The organism is Cupriavidus sp. BIS7, from assembly GCF_000292345.1.
Taxonomy (GTDB): Bacteria; Pseudomonadota; Gammaproteobacteria; order Burkholderiales; family Burkholderiaceae; genus Cupriavidus.
The window spans coordinates 70,968-86,157 of the sequence record NZ_ALOU01000075.1 but is presented as its reverse complement, the minus strand read 5'-3'; the positions used below and the strand labels follow the sequence as shown (position 1 = coordinate 86,157).

Here is a 15,190-nt window from a genome sequence, read left to right as displayed (position 1 = left end):
GTAACCAAGAGCCACTACGTTGATACCCCAAGGAGCGCACCATGAACGATCTGTCCGCCGTTCCGACGACTGCGGAGACCTACGCCAACCCTGAAGCGGCCACGTCACCTTCGGTCATGGTCGTCAACCATCCGTTGGTGCAGCACAAGGTCACGCTGGTGCGCAGCGAGGAAACCACCACCGACAACTTTCGCCGCCTGGTGCGCGAGATCAGCCAGTTGCTGACCTACGAGGCAACGCGCGACCTGGCGATGGAAACCATCTCGATCAAGACGCCGATTGCGCCCATGCAGTCGCCCGTGCTGTCCGGCAAGAAACTCTGCCTGGTGTCGATCCTGCGGGCGGGCAACGGCTTCCTGGATGGCATGCTGGAACTGCTGCCGGCCGCCCGCGTCGGGCATATCGGCCTGTATCGCGACCCGGAAACGCTTGAGCCGATCGAGTACTACTTCAAGATGCCGGAGGATATCCAGGAGCGCATGGTGATTGTCGTCGATCCGATGCTGGCCACCGGCAATTCGGCCATTGCCGCGCTGAACCGGCTCAAGGAGGCTGGCGTGACCACGATGAAGTATGTCTGCCTGATCGCGTCACGTCCTGGTTTGCGCGCGTTGCATGCGGCGCACCCCGACGTGTGCATCGTGACGGCAGCCATCGACGAACAACTCAACGAGCACGGTTATATCGTGCCCGGTCTCGGCGACGCCGGTGACCGGCTTTACGGCACGAAATGATGGACGTGCTGGCGCACGCGCAGCCAGCGCGTGAATCGGGCGGACGGATCCGGCAGGAGAACGAGGCGCATATCCTGCGCGCGGCGGAGCATGTGTTTGCGCGCGCGGGCTTTGCCGGTGCCACGATGTCCGATATCGCGCTGCGCGCGGGCATGCCCAAGTCGAACCTCCATTACTACTTCCGCACCAAGCAGGCGCTGTATCGCGCGGTGCTTGCACACACGCTGCAACTCTGGCTTTCCGAAACGGACATCATCAGCGTCGACCGCGCGCCACGCGTGGCGCTGGAACACTACATCCGGGCCAAGATGCGCCTGTCGGCCAGTCATCCCGATGCGTCGCGCGTGTTCGCCAACGAGCTGCTGCACGGCGCGCCCGAGATCGGCGGCGTGCTGCGTGAGGCGTTACACGAGCTGGTGGGGCGCAAGGCCATGGTGATACGTTCGTGGATCGATTCCGGCCGGATGGCGCCGGTAGACCCCTATCACCTGTTCTTCACGATCTGGGCCGCCACGCAGACCTACGCGGACTTCGAGACCCAGGTTTGCGCGGTGCTGGGCGTCAACCAGCTCGACACGCAGGACTTCGACCGTGCCACAGAGCACCTGGTGGCGCTGCTGCTGCGTGGCTGCGGACTGGACGAAGACGCATCGCTATCCTGATCGAGCGCGCCAGCCGGCCCCCGATTCCAATTTCGATTCCACATCCACAGGGACTCCCCATGCTCGACACCATCCTGCGTCATTGCAACCTGCCTGATGGCCGTGCCGATATCGACATCGGTATTGCCGACGGCCGGATAGCCGCCGTGGCGCCACGGCTGGCCGCAAGCGCGGGCGAGGAGATCGACGCAGCCGGGCAACTGGTCTCGCCGCCGTTCGTGGATGCGCATTTCCACATGGATTCGACGCTGTCCTACGGACTGCCAAGGGTAAATCAATCGGGCACCCTGCTCGAAGGCATCGCGTTGTGGGGGGAACTCAAGCCACTGCTGACGCAGGAGGCCATTGTCGAACGTGCACTGGCCTATTGCGACTGGGCCGTGGCCAAGGGGCTGCTCGCCATCCGGTCCCATGTCGATGTGTGCGATCCGCGCCTCTTGGCCACCGAGGCTCTGCTGCACGTGCGCGAACGCGTGAAGCCGTATCTCGACCTCCAGCTTGTGGCGTTTCCTCAGGACGGCCTGCTGCGATCGCCCGATGCGTTCAACAATCTCCGTCGCGCGCTGGACCTGGGGGTCGACGTGGTCGGCGGCATTCCGCATTTCGAACGCACGATGGCCGACGGCGCGGCCTCGGTAAAGATGTTGTGCGAGGAAGCCGCCGAGCGCGGGTTGCGTGTCGATATGCATTGCGACGAGAGCGACGACCCGATGTCGCGGCATATTGAAACGCTGGCCAGCGAGTCCGTGCGGCTTGGCTTGCAAGGGCGCGTCACGGGTTCGCACCTGACATCGATGCATTCGATGGACAACTACTACGTGTCCAAGCTGCTGCCGCTGATGCGAGAGGCCGGCGTGGCGGCCATCGCCAACCCGCTGATCAACATCACGCTGCAGGGGCGGCATGACACCTATCCCAGGCGTCGCGGCATGACACGCGTTCCGGAGATGCTTGCAGCCGGAATTCCGGTGGCTTTCGGCCACGACTGTGTGATGGACCCCTGGTACAGCCTTGGCTCAGGCGACATGCTGGAGGTTGCGCACATGGGCCTGCATGTCGCGCATATGACCGGCCAGGACGCCATGCGCGCGTGTTTCACCGCTGTAACCGAGACCCCGGCGCAGATCCTGGGGCTCGACGGCTACGGCCTGACGCCAGGCTGCAGGGCCGATCTGGTCCTGCTGCAGGCGCGCGATCCGGCAGAGGCTATCCGGTTGCGGGCAACCCGGCTGCTGGTAATGCGGGCCGGCAAGGCCGTGGCCCGCACCGTGCCAGCCACGGCCACGTTGTCACTGGAGGGCAGGCCCGGCCAAGTCGACTTCCAGCTACATCGGACATGACGGTCCGGTGAGGATTTTTTGAAGAAACGGTGAATCAAGTGTTGACAGATGTCAGCCTGCTCAGCATAATCACGTTCTTCGCATCGCCGCAGCAATGCAGCGAAACGAAGCCCAGATGGCGGAATTGGTAGACGCACTAGGTTCAGGTCCTAGCGGTGGCAACACTGTGGAGGTTCGAGTCCTCTTCTGGGCACCAAATTCAGAAAGCCCCGCGCAAGCGGGGCTTTTCCGTTTCCGGCCCAGAAAGAAAGGTCCTTGAGGACCTTTCGCGAGGACGAGAAAAGGTTGCGCTTGCAAGCGCAACCCGGGGTCGCGCATGGGTGACCGAGTCCTCTTCTGGGCACCAAATTCAGAAAGCCCCGCGCAAGCGGGGCTTTTTCGTTTCCGGCACGGAAGAGAAAACGAAGTTCATCATGCCCCGCTCGCGCGGGGCTTTTCGTTTCTATTCTGAAACATGGCTCGCCGGGTCGCGCGAAGCACCACACATTCGCGGCTAACTGTTGTGTTGGCTTTGACCTATGCTGCAAATCACTCGGGCACGTTTCAATAACGCCCGATAGGGTGGCTGCCATGTCCGTACTGTCGACGTGCGGGAGAGAGGAGGGGGCCGGGGATTGTCCCGGCTGGGGGCGCTGTGTGGCCGCGCACTCAGGACACCATCCTTGTCTCCAACTGAGCTTCCTGTTGGTCTTGCTGGCAAGCGCCGCGGCTTGCGCCGAGGAGCGTGCAAGTGGGCCGCCGGGCACCGATGCGCCTCCGCCCATCGTCCAGGACGAGCGTGCCACCGAGTCCGCGCCCGCGGGAACTGCCACCGCGGAAGAGCCGTCGCTTGTGCCGCCCCGGATGGTCACGGCGGACGATGATCCCGATTTGCCAGTACCTGTTCACGCATTGGCATCGGAGCAGGCGCCCATTGTCAGCAACGAGCCGGAAGCTGTCGGCAGCGCCGGGCCGATCGACCGCCGGATCGAAACTTACCGGGCCGGTGCGCGCCCGACCGTGATGCATCTTGACGATGCCACGACGGCAACCGGCTTTGTCGATGGAAACGTCCGCAGCATGGCACTGGCGATGGATGCACCGCTGTCACGAAGCGGTGGGGGTCCGACGCTGCAGTCTCGCGTCGAGATGGCCTATCGCCCTGGCACAGCCCCCGTGGCCGGAAACTGGGATGCGCCCCCCGGCGAGGCAAGCGCAACCGGGCTGGCCGTGCGGCTCTACGGCTCCAAGCCAACGCGCTTGAGCGGCGTCTATCCATTCGTCGAGGCGGACTGGTGGCAGGAAAATCGCGCCAAGGTCATCAATATCAATGGCACGCGCATCGATACCGATATGCTGCGCGGACTGTTCACCTTCAACGTCGGCGCCCACAGCAATTCGATCACTGGCCTGAAGCTTTGGGTCAAGGCCCATGCCGGCCGCAACGCTGGCGGAACACTGGGTGCGAGGTACCGCTGGTAGGGGTAATCGATGCCTTGAGAAATAATTTGCAGGAAACGCTTGCACTGCGAACGAATTGCGATACAATTCGGGCCTCGCGTGCGGCTGTAGCTCAGTTGGATAGAGTACTTGGCTACGAACCAAGGGGTCGTGGGTTCGAATCCTGCCAGCCGCGCCACCTATACCTGTAGTAAAGAAACGGCTTGGAGCGTTACCGCGCTCCAAGCCGTTTTTCATTTCTCCGGGCTGCTGACAGCGCGGCACCGCCAGCACCTACGCCGTCAGCTTCCTGCGAGCGGTTGCATGGCGCCCCCATTCCCACCGGCAATACTGAGTTCGAAATTCTCCATCTGGCGCGTGTCGGTCTCGTAACTGCGGGCGGCCAGCCTGAAGCTCGCCGCAGCCAGCAGGCCAAACGCCGGCATGACCATCAGCGCCGTTTGCAATCCCCACGCATCGGATATCGCGCCGCCCACAAAGGGACCAACGGCCAGGCCGAACAGGTTCTGGAATAGCGACAGTACCGAGGCTCCCGTGGAACGCACGCCCGGATGAATGACATCGAGCACGATATCGACTGACGGCGCGACCGAGCAGGTCATCAGGAAGCCGCCGATGATAATGAGCACGAACGTGGGTTGGAATCCGGTGACGGCAACACCGCTGAAGCCGGCCACGAAGATGATCGGCGTCACGATGCACAGGACGGACATCAGCATGAGCTTGTTACGCGGTTTGCGCATGCTGATGCGGTCCGAAATGATTCCCCAGACGAAGACTCCCAGCGCGCCACTCAGCACGACCATTGACGCGAGTACTCCCGCCCTGGCCGGGGCAATGCCATAGAAGCGATTCAGGTAACTCGGCGTCCAGGCCCAGATCGTGGATACCACGATGACCTGGAAAGCCTGGCCCAGGCACGTCCACCATAAGGAGGGCGAGTTCAGCATCACCTTCGTGATGTGGCGATACGCGTTGCCGGGGGAGCGCTTTGCTTCCTCAAGCCTCGGTGTTAGCGCCACCGTCTTGTAATCGGGCACCAGCAGGTACAGCAGGGCCAGCACGAGCCCTGGCACCCCGACCACACCGAACGCCGATTCCCATCCCCATCTGGCTGCAATCAGACCGCCGAGCAGCACACCGAGCACCGCGCCCCCAGAGGCGGCGGCAAAGAAGGCGCCCAGCACCATGGAGCGCAAGCGCTTTGGAAACAGGCTGGCGATCAGCGCCGCGCCCACGGAGCCATAACCGGTCTCCCCAAGGCCCACCAACGCGCGTGCAGCAAAAAGCTGCGAGTAATTGCGCGTGAACATGCAGGAAATCGTGGCCAGGCTCCAGATCCCGGCCATCGCGGCAATGCTCTTTACCCGGCTTACGCGGTCGGCGATCAGCGCAACCGGCAGGCCGCCTATCGCTACGACAATCGAGATGATCGAGACAAGTCCACCGAGTTCCTTGTCCGACAGGTGCCAGGCGGCTTTCAGCTGGGGAAACAGCGATACGACCACCTGACGGTCGATATAGTCGAACAACATCAGCGCAAAGCTCAGCCAGAACGCAAACCAGGCTCGCCCACGGCTAACCAGATAATCGTCCCCAGCGCCGATTTGCGGATCGGCCGGATGTAGGGTCATGCTTGTCTCCTTTTGCTCTAGCGGGCTGCTGAATGACTACCGTTCGAGTCCCGGCGCAACGCTGACGGACTTGCGGAACGGCCCTCATTTCTTTCGATGAGGTCGGGGGCTATGGCAACCCTTGCAAGGCTGCAAACGCGGTGTCAGGTAGGTGTTCCGGCAACCTGCTGACGTTCCAGCGCATCCAGAATTCGTCCGAATCGTTGTTCCAGGCCCGCTTTCATTCGTGTGGGCGTGAAGATGTAGAACTCGCCTGCGCAGATGGCGTCGAGCACTTGTCCGGCCACTTTCTGCGGGGACGCTCCTGCAGCGATACTGGCCCGCAAGCGCTCGGATGAATGGGGCGAGCGCTCGGCGATCGGTGTCGCCACCGGTCCGGGACACAGCACCGAAACCCCGATGCGCGTTCCACGCAGTTCCTGTTCCAGTGCCTCGGACAGGGCCACCACGCTGGACTTGGTGGCGGCGTAGGCGCCCATCGGGATCTCGCTGTGCACCCACAGGCCTGCGCCCGAGGCGGTATTCACGACATGGGCCGGACCGCCATGGCGGCGTAGCAATGGCACGAAATGGCGAATGCCATGGATGACGCCGAACACGTTGACACCGAAAGCGCGCGTCCAGTCTTCCTCGGACAGGGATTCCAGCGTGCCGCTCATGTCGATGCCGGCGTTGTTGAAGACGAGATGGATTGCCCCCAGTTGCGCTTCGAACTCCAACGCCGCGGCGCGCACGTCGGCGTCGCGCGAGACATCGAGCACACGCGTAAAGATGCGCCGGCCGCTTGGTGCGAGTTCGGCGCGTGCGGCTTCCAGCCCGTTGGCGTCGATGTCGGCGAGTGCAAGGTCGACACCCTTTGCGGCGAGCGCATGCGCCAGCGCCAGGCCAATGCCGGACGCCGCCCCGGTGATGATTGCCGCCTTGCCGTTGAGGTCGCCGATGCGGGAGGCCACTACGCTGTCAGTTGTAGATTGCAGAGTCACAACAGTCCTTGATGATCGGTTTGTTGGAGATTTCAGCCGAGCGCGGGCTCGGGCGACAGCCGCACAAGCTGCTTGCCGATGTTTGCGCCACTGAAGAGGCGGTTCAGTGCCGCGGGTGCGTTCTCGATGCCGTCGACAATATCGACGCGATACTTGATCTGGCCATCCTTGACCCACTGCACCATGTCATCCAGAGCCTGCGGGAATCTCGGGAAGTAGTCGGAGATCAGAAAGCCCTCGATCCGGACCCGCTTCATGATGATGTTGCGGAACATCTTCGGGCTCCACCAGTCGCCGCTGGCGTTGTAGGTCGAGACCATGCCGCATAGCGCGACGCGTGCGCCAATGTTCAGGTGCGTGAGCACCGCGTCCATCACGTCCCCGCCAACGTTCTCGAAATCCACGTCGATACCGTCCGGGCAGGCCGAACGCAGATCCGCCAGCACGTTGCCGCGCTTGTAGTCGACGCAGGCGTCCAGGCCGAACTCTTCCGTCGCGAGCTGGCACTTGCGTTCGCCGCCGGCAATGCCAACGACGCGGCAGCCCAGCAGCTTCCCGATTTGTGCGGCGATAGAACCGACACCGCCTGCCGCAGCCGAGACGACCAGCGTTTCGCCGGCCTTTGGCCTGGCGATGTCGAGCAGGCCGAAGTAGGCAGTCATGCCGGAATTGCCCAGTACGCTGGCAAACGCATGTAGCGGCAGCCCGTACTCCACCGGAACCAGGCGTGCGCGGCTGGTGACCGAATATTCTTCCCAGGCCATGCCGCCCTCGACGACGTCGCCCGGTTTGAACTCGGGGTGGTTCGACTCGACCACGACGCCCATGGTGCCGCCGCGCATGACATCGCCGATGCCTACAGGGGACATGTACTGATCGATGTCGCTCATCCACACGCGGTTGGTCGGTGCCACCATCAGGTAGACGTTGCGCACCAGGATCTCACCGTCGCCCGGCACCGGCATTGGCGCCTCGACGAGTTCGAGATCGGTTTCACTGATATCGCCACTCGGGCGCTGCCTGAGAATCCAGCGCCGGTTCTTCGTTGCCATGCTCATACCTCCAGATGTTGTCCTTGATGGCGGCTGTGGCGCGCCGCCGGTACATGCGTTCCCTGCAGATCGATCAGTCTTCCAGCGCCCCGTAAACGACGTTGCGCAGGAAGCTCCGGTACCCGGTGCGGATGGCCACGTCGTTCTCCTGCAGCATCAGGATCGCGACCAGTTGCTCGGCTGGGTCGGCCCAGAAATAGGTACCGAGTGCGCCCCCCCAGTAAAAGTCGCCCACCGAGCCCGGCACCGGGCACAAGCCTTCCGCCTTGCGCACGCCGACGCCAAGCCCATACCCCTGGCCGAACTCCGGCAAGGGGGCATTGATACCCAGGCCGCGCGTCGAACTGCCGTAGTCGAGCCCGGTCGGCAGGTGGTCGGTCAGCATCCATTTCACGCTCTTGCTTGAAAGCTGTCGCGTGCCGTCCAGCACGCCGCCGTTCAGCAGCATCTGGCAAAAGCGCGCGTAGTCGTTGGCGGTCGACAGCAGGCCTGCACCGCCGGAGAACCATTTGGGCGGATTGGCGGTGTCGTAATCGGACAGAACACCCTTGGGGCCGGCGGGGTCCTGGCGCGGCAATGCAAGGCCGGCGGCGCCCGACCGGGCCAGGTGGAAACCGGTCGCGTGCATGCCCAACGGGCGTGCCACGCGCTCGGTAATGAAGCGGTTGAGGTCAGTCCCGGACACCACTTCGATGATGCGACCAAGCACGTCGGTAGACATGCCGTATTCGAAAGCCGTACCCGGGTGGCATTGCAGCGGCAAGGAGGCCAGCTTGAGCGCCATTTCGGCATTGGTTTGCTGGCTGTCCAGCAACTCGCGGCTTCGATACATCCGCTGGACCAGCGAATCGCCGAACGGCCCATACGTCAGTCCGGATGTATGCCGGAACAGGTCGTGCACGGTCATCGCGCGCCGCACGGGTTCGAGCACAAGGCGACGCTCCCCGGTTGCTGCGTCGAATTGCTCGACGCCGACTTGCATGTTGCCGAATTCGGGCAGGTAACGCTCGACTGGATCGGACAGCGCCAGCCGGCCTTCCTCCATCAGCATCAGTGCGCCCGCGCAGACTATGGGGCGTGACAGGGCAGCAAGGCGAAACACCGAATCGCGCCGCATCGGGCGGGATGGGTCGTTCTCCTTCTCGAACCCCATGGCCTCGAACAAGGCGACTCGGCCCCGGCGTGCAATCAGGACGACGGCGCCCGGGATCCTGCCGCGTTCAACGTCTGCATCGAACACGGCCCTGATGCGTTGCAGCCGCTTTGCGGATAGTCCGACCTGCTCCGGGGTATCGGCCATGGTCAGCGTGAAGTCGGCAACCATCGGTTCAGGCCTCCCTTGCCACGGCTTCGCCTGCGCCGTCGAGCACGCCGCTGGCGACATTGCTGCGGAACAGATCGAAGGTCTCCTGCACAGCCTCAGGAAGCGGTGTGCATGGCAGCGTGCCAATCACACGTTCCAGGGCACTGGCGTCGTAGTCCTCGGGCAGGCCCAGCGCAGGGCCGTCACAGGTGATCATCCCGCGCGCACCTGGCGCAACGGTCTCGATGGTCCGGATCAGATCCCGCATGTCGGCCACCGTGCCGCGTATGTTGAAAGCATCGGCGCCGCTGTACTCCGCCCGTGCACAGGCGATGAAGATGCGTGCGAGATCATCGGCGTAATGGATGTGGCTGCGGCCAGCGTACGGAATATGGAAGGGCAGGCCCTGTGTCGCCGCCAGGATCGCCTGGGTCGGTGCCGCCGTGAGGCCATAGTCCCGCCCCACGCCAAGCACTGTCGCGGGGCGCAGTCCGATGCTGGTGACGCCGCGGTCCTGGAAGTACACGCGCGCCATCGCCTCCTCGGCCTGCTTGAATACACCGTACAGGGTGTCTGGATCCCCAGGGGTGCCATGTGCCACGACCTCCGCGTCGGGCTTTCCGTAGATCGCGATCGACGACGCATACACAATGCGCGGGACCGGCGCGCGCCGCTGGGCCACTGCTTCGAACAGGTTCACGCCACCGAGCACGTTGACGCGCGCTCCCAGCGGCGGATTGCTTCTGAACCTTGGATGGATCAGGGCGGCAAGATGGATCACGTGCGTGATGCGATGCGCGTCCAGGATGCCCTGCAACGTGGCAAGGTCGGAGATGTCGCCTCGGACAAACGTCACACGTGACAACTCCGCATCATCCATCAGCAGGCGTAGCCGGTGCGTATCGGTAGCGGCATCGAAGGCGACCACGGGTACGTTTTCACGCACGAGGCGCCGCACTATCCAGGCGCCGATGCAACCCAAGGCGCCGGTTACCAGAAAGCGTTCAGAACTGTGCTGGTGTTGATAAGGCATCGTGGTTCCCCTCAAAAGCGCGCGGGGCATTGAGTGTGCCGGCACGCGGTTCCCTTCTGGCTGGTTCCTTCTGGCGGCCATTATGTGAAGACAGCCGGAACGAGGGGGTGGCTTGACGGGACACACCCTTATCTATTCGTGACAGTTCTGGTCAACCCTTATGCGCGTCCGCATGTCCGTGAGGCGCAGTAGGCACACCGCATGCTCTGTAAGGCACCTCTGATTGGAGAGACTGCCGGACATGGTGTCCGCCTCCGTATCGACCACGATTGCAAGTGCCTGTACGCGCCGCTAGCATTTTCCGCAGCCCTGGCCCCTTAGCGTTCATCGGCAATTTCCAAAAGGCTTCCCATGTATCGATTGGTTCGCAGCGCCACGCTGCAAGGCTATGCCGAGACCGCACGTTCCGTCGGGCTTGACCCGCACCAAATGCTGGCCACGGTCGGGCTTCCTCGTACTTGCATCGACCAGACCGACACCCTGATCTCGGCAAGCGCTGCCTGCCGGCTGCTCGAAGTCTCCGCGGCAGCGTCAGGCGTTGAGGACTTCGGCCTGCGCATGAGCGAAAAGCGCCAGTTGTCGATCCTCGGCCCGCTCAGCCTGGTGATCCGCGAAGAACCGACGCTGCGCGACGCGCTGAATTCGATGCTGCGATACATGTCGCTGCACAGCGAGGCGGTACTGGTCAACATGGAAGAGAGCGCTGATGCGCTGGTGATCCGTATGTCCCTTGTGGTCGACCACCAGGCGCACACGCGGCAGGCGGACGAAATGGTGCTGGGCTCGCTGTTCCAGATGTTGCGTGAGTTGATCGGCCCGCACTGGCAGGCACGACAGATCTGCTTCTCGCATGGCGCGCCGAAAGGCTCGAGCAACCATATGCGGATCTTCGGCAACCGCATCGAGTTTGGCGGCGACTTCAACGGCATCGTGTGCGCGTCAAAGGATCTTCAGGCGGTACTGCCGGCAGCCAATCCTGAGATGGCCCGGCACACTCGCGCATTTCTTGACTCGCTGCTGGCACAGACCAGCCACACCATGGCGGAAAAAGTCCGCCGCCTCGTGTATTCGTTGCTGCCTACCGGGCACTGCAGCGTTGAGCGGGTCGCTGGCCAGCTTGGCGTTGACCGGCGCACGGTGCACCGCAGGTTGGTTCAGGAAGGAACGACCTTCACTCGCGTCCTTGACGAGGTGCGCGCGGGCCTTGCCGTCAACTATCTCCGCATGCCCGAACGCTCGATCAGCTATGTCGCGGAGTTGCTCGGATTTTCCGTGCACAGCGCTTTTGCCAGATGGTTCCGCGGCCATTTCGGCTGCAGCCCAAGCGACTGGCGGACGGCCGATGTACAACGCGCGCAAGGGCTGGTGCAAACAGGGCAGGCACCGGAACGGGCATGGCAGGACCTCGCCATCAACGCGACCCAGCACCTGAGCGGGCGCCCATGAACGGGCTGTGCTGCCCACCCCTGATGGTCGTATCGTTTTCCCTAGATGTCCCGAGATGTCATTTCGGTGACCCCGCCGGCAAAATCCTTCGCTTCTTCGGCCACTACCTTGTAGCTGTGCATGAGGCTCCGTTAGTGCGTTAAGCAGTTTGGTGCCCGGAACCTGTGCACTGCATGCCGCCTGACGCGCGTTTCATATGCGGGTTGGAAGCGGCGACTCTTTGTTTGACTCACATAGCAATTAGAAGAGTAAGGGGATCCAATGCTGGAAGAGAATGTCGCCACGCTTGGCGGTGCGGACGTCCCGCGCCGCACTTCACGCTCGCGTGCTTATGCCTGGATGGTGTTTGCCGTGATCTTCCTGCTCATGTTGTCCGACTATATGTCGAGGCAGGTCCTGAACGCCGTCTTTCCTCAACTGAAACTCGAATGGCACCTGAGTGATGCCCAGCTAGGCATGCTCAGTGGCGTTGTTGGTCTGATGGTGGGTCTGCTGGCATTCCCGGTGGCGCTTGTTGCAGATCGCTGGGGCCGGGCCAGAAGCGTTGTGCTGATGGCGCTGTTCTGGAGCCTCGCCACCGTGGGTTGCGGGCTGGCCGAAAGCTATGGCCACCTGCTGACCGCGCGGCTGCTGGTCGGCGTTGGCGAAGCCGGCTATGGCAGCGTCGGCCTTGCCATCATCCTGAGTGTCTTTCCGGCATCCATGCGCGCCACGCTGACCGGGGCGTTCACGTCGGCCGGCATGTTCGGATCGGTACTGGGCATGGCGGCCGGCGGTGTGATGGCAACGCGCTTTGGCTGGCGAATGGCATTCATCGGCATGGGGCTGTTCGGCCTGGCGCTGGTCCTGTTTTATGCGGTGACCGTTACCGAAGCCCGTCTGGCCCGGCACGCGCACCGCAGTCCGGCTGACATGGCAGGAGGCAACAGCCGGCTTGCGGGCAGTGGCACTGGACCCGGGCTGGCGGGCCGGCTCTTCAAGGCGCTGTTCTGCACGCCGACACTGATCTTCACCTATGTGGGAAGTGGACTGCAGTTGTTCACCGCCTACGCCATCATTGCCTGGATGCCGAGCTACCTGAACCGGTACCACGGGCTCGCCCCCGACAAGGCTGCCTTGTCCGCAGCGGGGCTGCTCATTGTCAGTGCCGTCGGCATGTCACTGTGCGGGATCTTGACTGACTGGCTCGGGCACAAGTCGCCCGAGCGGAAAGCCACGCTGGCCATCATCTACTGCCTGGGATCTTGCGGATTGCTGCTGGTCGGCATGCGCATGCCGCCCAGCACGGCGCAATTGGCCGTGATTGCAATCGGCGTCTTTTTTGCCGCAGGCACCTGGGGCCCGACGGGCGCGATGGTTGCCAACCTTGTCAATGGATCCATCCATTCCACTGCGATGGCCACGCTGACGCTTGCCAATAACCTGATTGGCGCCGCGCCGGGGCCCTACCTGACCGGGGTGCTTGCTGACAGGATCGGCCTGCTCGGCGCGTTGCAATACATCCCGCTGATCTCGCTGGCTGCGGCACTGGCGTATGCATTGGCCAAGGCGAACTATGTGCGCGACCTGCGTCGTTTCCAGGAGGCCGAAGGCTGGTAGCAGGCAATCCGACCCGGGTCGACCAGGCCCGGGAGCCGCCCAGCTACGTAGTTTCCCTGCCTGCCCCAGGATGTCAATACGGTGCCACGGATTGTCAAGACTGTCCTTTGCGTTGCCGGATACTTGCCGGGGTGGGTTCAACACAGGGCGTACGGCATCGTCGCCGGCTCTGGTCTTGCAAGGAGACGTGCATGGAGTTGAAGGACAAGGTAGCAATCATCACTGGTGCGGGGCAGGGCGGCGGCGAAGGCATTGCGCGCGTGCTGGCTCGCGAGGGCGCGAAGATCGCCGTGGTGGACCTGAACCTGGATGCTGCGCAGCGGGTTGCATCCAGCATCGACCCGGACGGCAAGCGAGCCATTGCGATCCGTGCCGACATCAGCAAGAAGGCCGATACGGTGGCCATGGCCAGCCAGACGCTGGAGGCGTTCGGCACCATCGACATCCTGGTCAATAACGCGGGCGTAGGCGGGGCGTCCGCGCTTGTGTGCGACGTGACGGAGGAAAACTGGGACCGCGTGATGGGGGTGAACGCCAAGGGCATCCTCTTCTGCTGCCAGGCCGTCATCCCGGCAATGAAGGCGCAGGGCAAAGGGAAGATCGTCAATATCGATTCGATCGCCGGCATACGCATGGCGTACTTCAGCAGCGTGGATTACACGGCGTCAAAGCACGCAGTGACGGGGCTGACCCAGCATCTCGCGTGGGAACTGGCGGACCTGCGCATCAACGTCAATGCCGTGTGTCCGGGCGGCATCCTTACGCCAGCGATCGAGGCCTACGCGGCACCGGAGAAGCGTGAGGCATTGATCCGGCGGACGGTACCGCTGGGCCGGTTCTGCCAGCCTTCGGAAATCGGTGAAGCAGTATCCTTCCTCGCCAGCGAGCGGGCGGACATGATCACGGGCCAGATGCTGGCAGTGGATGGCGGTACGCTCACCGGATACGGCGAGGACCTGCGTGCGGTGTTGCGTCAACGGCTTCAGGAGACACCGGGGCAGTAGTTGTCGCGCCACCGCCAGCGGTGGGCAGATGAGAGGGCCCCGGTCGATCCGACGCGGGGCACCGCTGCTTCAATAGTGGATGATGCCGAGAGTACCGCCGCCGACGGGGATGGCGTCGCCATTGATCGCCACGCTCAGCGGGGACGCAAGGAAGGTCACTACCCATGCCACCTCGCGGGCATCGACGATGCGGCCGAGGCTGGTCTTGCCTGCCGCCCAGGCCTCGGTTGCGGCATCGGTCTTCTCGGTGCGGGTTGCCCCGGGATGGACAGCCGTGACATTGATGCCCTTGGGGCCAAGTTCGTCCGCCAGGTTCTTGGTGATGGCCGCCACGCCAACGTTGCGCAGTGTGGCAACGGGCCTGCCCGTGTGGTAGATCGCCAGTCCGCCGATATTGATGATGCGGCCCCAGCCGTTTGCGGCAAGATGCGGGGCAAGTGCACGCGCAGTACGGAGATAGCCGATAACCTTGATGTCAATGTCTTCCAGCGCTTCTGCATCGACGATCTGGTCAAGTTGCGTGGCTGGCGAGATGCCGCCGGGCATCGCAGCGGCATTGACAAGGATATCGATGCCGCCGAGCGCGGCAATTGCCTGTTCCACCATGGCGTCAACCGATGCCTTGCTGGCGGTATCGACCGTTAGCGGCACGATACGACGACCGGTCAGGGTCGCGAGTTCGGCAGCGGTTGCCGCCAATGCTTCCTGTCCGCGCGAGGCCAGCACCACGTCGACGCCTTCCTGTGCAAGCTGCAGCGCAATCGCCTTGCCGATGCCCCGGCTGCCGCCCGTCACGATCGCGCGCTTTCCCTTTAAACCCAGATCCATGGTCTCTCCTCTTTCCGCCCGGCATCCTGGCCATCGTGACGCGAGCACGGGCCAGGTGATTGATCGATTTGTGATCCCGCGCGCGGCGAATCACCGCGCGCGGTTGCCAGCGTTAAGGTACCAGAACCGTGG

The 15,190-nt window shown here is 63.3% G+C and carries 13 protein-coding genes and 2 tRNA genes; 9 read left to right on the top strand and 6 right to left on the bottom strand.

Annotation, left to right across the window (positions count from 1 at the left end; genetic code table 11):
- The first annotated feature begins 41 nt into the window (after positions 1 to 41).
- From upp to B552_RS0123425, 6 genes are all read left to right on the top strand, one after another.
- Positions 42 to 734 carry a uracil phosphoribosyltransferase gene (gene upp, locus B552_RS0123450; RefSeq protein WP_019451499.1) on the top strand — a complete coding sequence of 231 codons (693 nt, stop codon included), beginning with the start codon at positions 42 to 44 and terminating at the stop codon, positions 732 to 734.
- Positions 731 to 1,396 (top strand): TetR/AcrR family transcriptional regulator, encoded by a 666-nt coding sequence (locus B552_RS0123445; RefSeq protein ID WP_026035980.1) that lies wholly within the window; start codon positions 731 to 733, stop codon positions 1,394 to 1,396. The genes upp and B552_RS0123445 overlap by 4 nt, the downstream gene beginning before the upstream one ends.
- Before the next feature lie 59 nt (positions 1,397 to 1,455).
- On the top strand, positions 1,456 to 2,736 hold the full coding sequence (locus B552_RS0123440) for an amidohydrolase family protein (protein WP_019451497.1): 1,281 nt from the start codon (positions 1,456 to 1,458) through the stop codon (positions 2,734 to 2,736).
- Positions 2,737 to 2,845: 109 nt separating this feature from the next.
- Positions 2,846 to 2,932 (top strand) — tRNA-Leu (locus tag B552_RS0123435).
- Positions 2,933 to 3,420: 488 nt separating this feature from the next.
- Positions 3,421 to 4,197 carry a hypothetical protein gene (locus B552_RS0123430; protein ID WP_019451496.1) on the top strand — a complete coding sequence of 259 codons (777 nt, stop codon included), beginning with the start codon at positions 3,421 to 3,423 and terminating at the stop codon, positions 4,195 to 4,197.
- Between the two features lie 80 nt (positions 4,198 to 4,277).
- Positions 4,278 to 4,354: transfer RNA gene (locus tag B552_RS0123425), tRNA-Arg, on the top strand.
- Between the two features lie 103 nt (positions 4,355 to 4,457).
- Here B552_RS0123425 and B552_RS0123420 read toward each other — a convergent pair.
- The 5 genes from B552_RS0123420 to B552_RS27840 form a co-directional block, all read right to left on the bottom strand.
- Complete coding sequence (locus B552_RS0123420; protein WP_019451495.1) at positions 4,458 to 5,810, bottom strand: MFS transporter; 1,353 nt, start codon at positions 5,808 to 5,810, stop codon at positions 4,458 to 4,460.
- 143 nt (positions 5,811 to 5,953) lie between these two features.
- A complete protein-coding gene (locus B552_RS0123415; protein ID WP_019451494.1) occupies positions 5,954 to 6,763 on the bottom strand; it encodes an SDR family NAD(P)-dependent oxidoreductase in 810 nt (269 codons plus the stop codon).
- 62 nt (positions 6,764 to 6,825) lie between these two features.
- The gene (locus tag B552_RS0123410; protein WP_157160329.1) at positions 6,826 to 7,845 is read right to left on the bottom strand and encodes an NADP-dependent oxidoreductase; all 1,020 of its coding nucleotides are present in this window, start codon (positions 7,843 to 7,845) and stop codon (positions 6,826 to 6,828) included.
- Positions 7,846 to 7,918: 73 nt separating this feature from the next.
- Entirely contained in the window at positions 7,919 to 9,169 is a 1,251-nt protein-coding gene (locus B552_RS0123405) for a serine hydrolase domain-containing protein (RefSeq protein ID WP_019451492.1), read from the bottom strand.
- A 4-nt stretch (positions 9,170 to 9,173) separates the two neighbouring features.
- Positions 9,174 to 10,181 carry an SDR family oxidoreductase gene (locus B552_RS27840; RefSeq protein ID WP_083860343.1) on the bottom strand — a complete coding sequence of 336 codons (1,008 nt, stop codon included), beginning with the start codon at positions 10,179 to 10,181 and terminating at the stop codon, positions 9,174 to 9,176.
- A gap of 351 nt (positions 10,182 to 10,532) precedes the next feature.
- Here B552_RS27840 and B552_RS0123395 point away from each other — a divergent pair, with 351 nt between their 5' ends.
- The 3 genes from B552_RS0123395 to B552_RS0123380 all read left to right on the top strand — a co-directional run bounded on the left by B552_RS0123395 (position 10,533) and on the right by B552_RS0123380 (position 14,230).
- Positions 10,533 to 11,627, top strand: coding sequence for an AraC family transcriptional regulator (locus B552_RS0123395; protein WP_019451490.1), 1,095 nt, complete (start codon positions 10,533 to 10,535; stop codon positions 11,625 to 11,627).
- Between the two features lie 261 nt (positions 11,628 to 11,888).
- Complete coding sequence (locus tag B552_RS0123385; RefSeq protein WP_019451489.1) at positions 11,889 to 13,226, top strand: MFS transporter; 1,338 nt, start codon at positions 11,889 to 11,891, stop codon at positions 13,224 to 13,226.
- Positions 13,227 to 13,417: 191 nt separating this feature from the next.
- Complete coding sequence (locus B552_RS0123380; RefSeq protein WP_019451488.1) at positions 13,418 to 14,230, top strand: SDR family oxidoreductase; 813 nt, start codon at positions 13,418 to 13,420, stop codon at positions 14,228 to 14,230.
- Between the two features lie 69 nt (positions 14,231 to 14,299).
- Here B552_RS0123380 and B552_RS0123375 read toward each other — a convergent pair whose 3' ends face one another.
- Positions 14,300 to 15,058 (bottom strand): SDR family oxidoreductase, encoded by a 759-nt coding sequence (locus B552_RS0123375; RefSeq protein ID WP_019451487.1) that lies wholly within the window; start codon positions 15,056 to 15,058, stop codon positions 14,300 to 14,302.
- Positions 15,059 to 15,190 lie beyond the last annotated feature (132 nt).

Excerpts from the sequence above, each read along its gene's own strand:
- upp (WP_019451499.1), top strand. The coding sequence starts at position 42 with ATGAACGATCTGTCCGCCGTTCCGACGACTGCGGAGACCTACGCCAAC.
- B552_RS0123445 (WP_026035980.1), top strand. The coding sequence starts at position 731 with ATGATGGACGTGCTGGCGCACGCGCAGCCAGCGCGTGAATCGGGCGGA.
- B552_RS0123440 (WP_019451497.1), top strand. The coding sequence starts at position 1,456 with ATGCTCGACACCATCCTGCGTCATTGCAACCTGCCTGATGGCCGTGCC.
- B552_RS0123420 (WP_019451495.1), bottom strand. The coding sequence starts at position 5,810 with ATGACCCTACATCCGGCCGATCCGCAAATCGGCGCTGGGGACGATTAT.
- B552_RS0123410 (WP_157160329.1), bottom strand. The coding sequence starts at position 7,845 with ATGGCAACGAAGAACCGGCGCTGGATTCTCAGGCAGCGCCCGAGTGGC.
- B552_RS0123405 (WP_019451492.1), bottom strand. The coding sequence starts at position 9,169 with ATGGTTGCCGACTTCACGCTGACCATGGCCGATACCCCGGAGCAGGTC.
- B552_RS27840 (WP_083860343.1), bottom strand. The coding sequence starts at position 10,181 with ATGCCTTATCAACACCAGCACAGTTCTGAACGCTTTCTGGTAACCGGC.
- B552_RS0123395 (WP_019451490.1), top strand. The coding sequence starts at position 10,533 with ATGTATCGATTGGTTCGCAGCGCCACGCTGCAAGGCTATGCCGAGACC.
- B552_RS0123385 (WP_019451489.1), top strand. The coding sequence starts at position 11,889 with ATGCTGGAAGAGAATGTCGCCACGCTTGGCGGTGCGGACGTCCCGCGC.
- B552_RS0123380 (WP_019451488.1), top strand. The coding sequence starts at position 13,418 with ATGGAGTTGAAGGACAAGGTAGCAATCATCACTGGTGCGGGGCAGGGC.
- B552_RS0123375 (WP_019451487.1), bottom strand. The coding sequence starts at position 15,058 with ATGGATCTGGGTTTAAAGGGAAAGCGCGCGATCGTGACGGGCGGCAGC.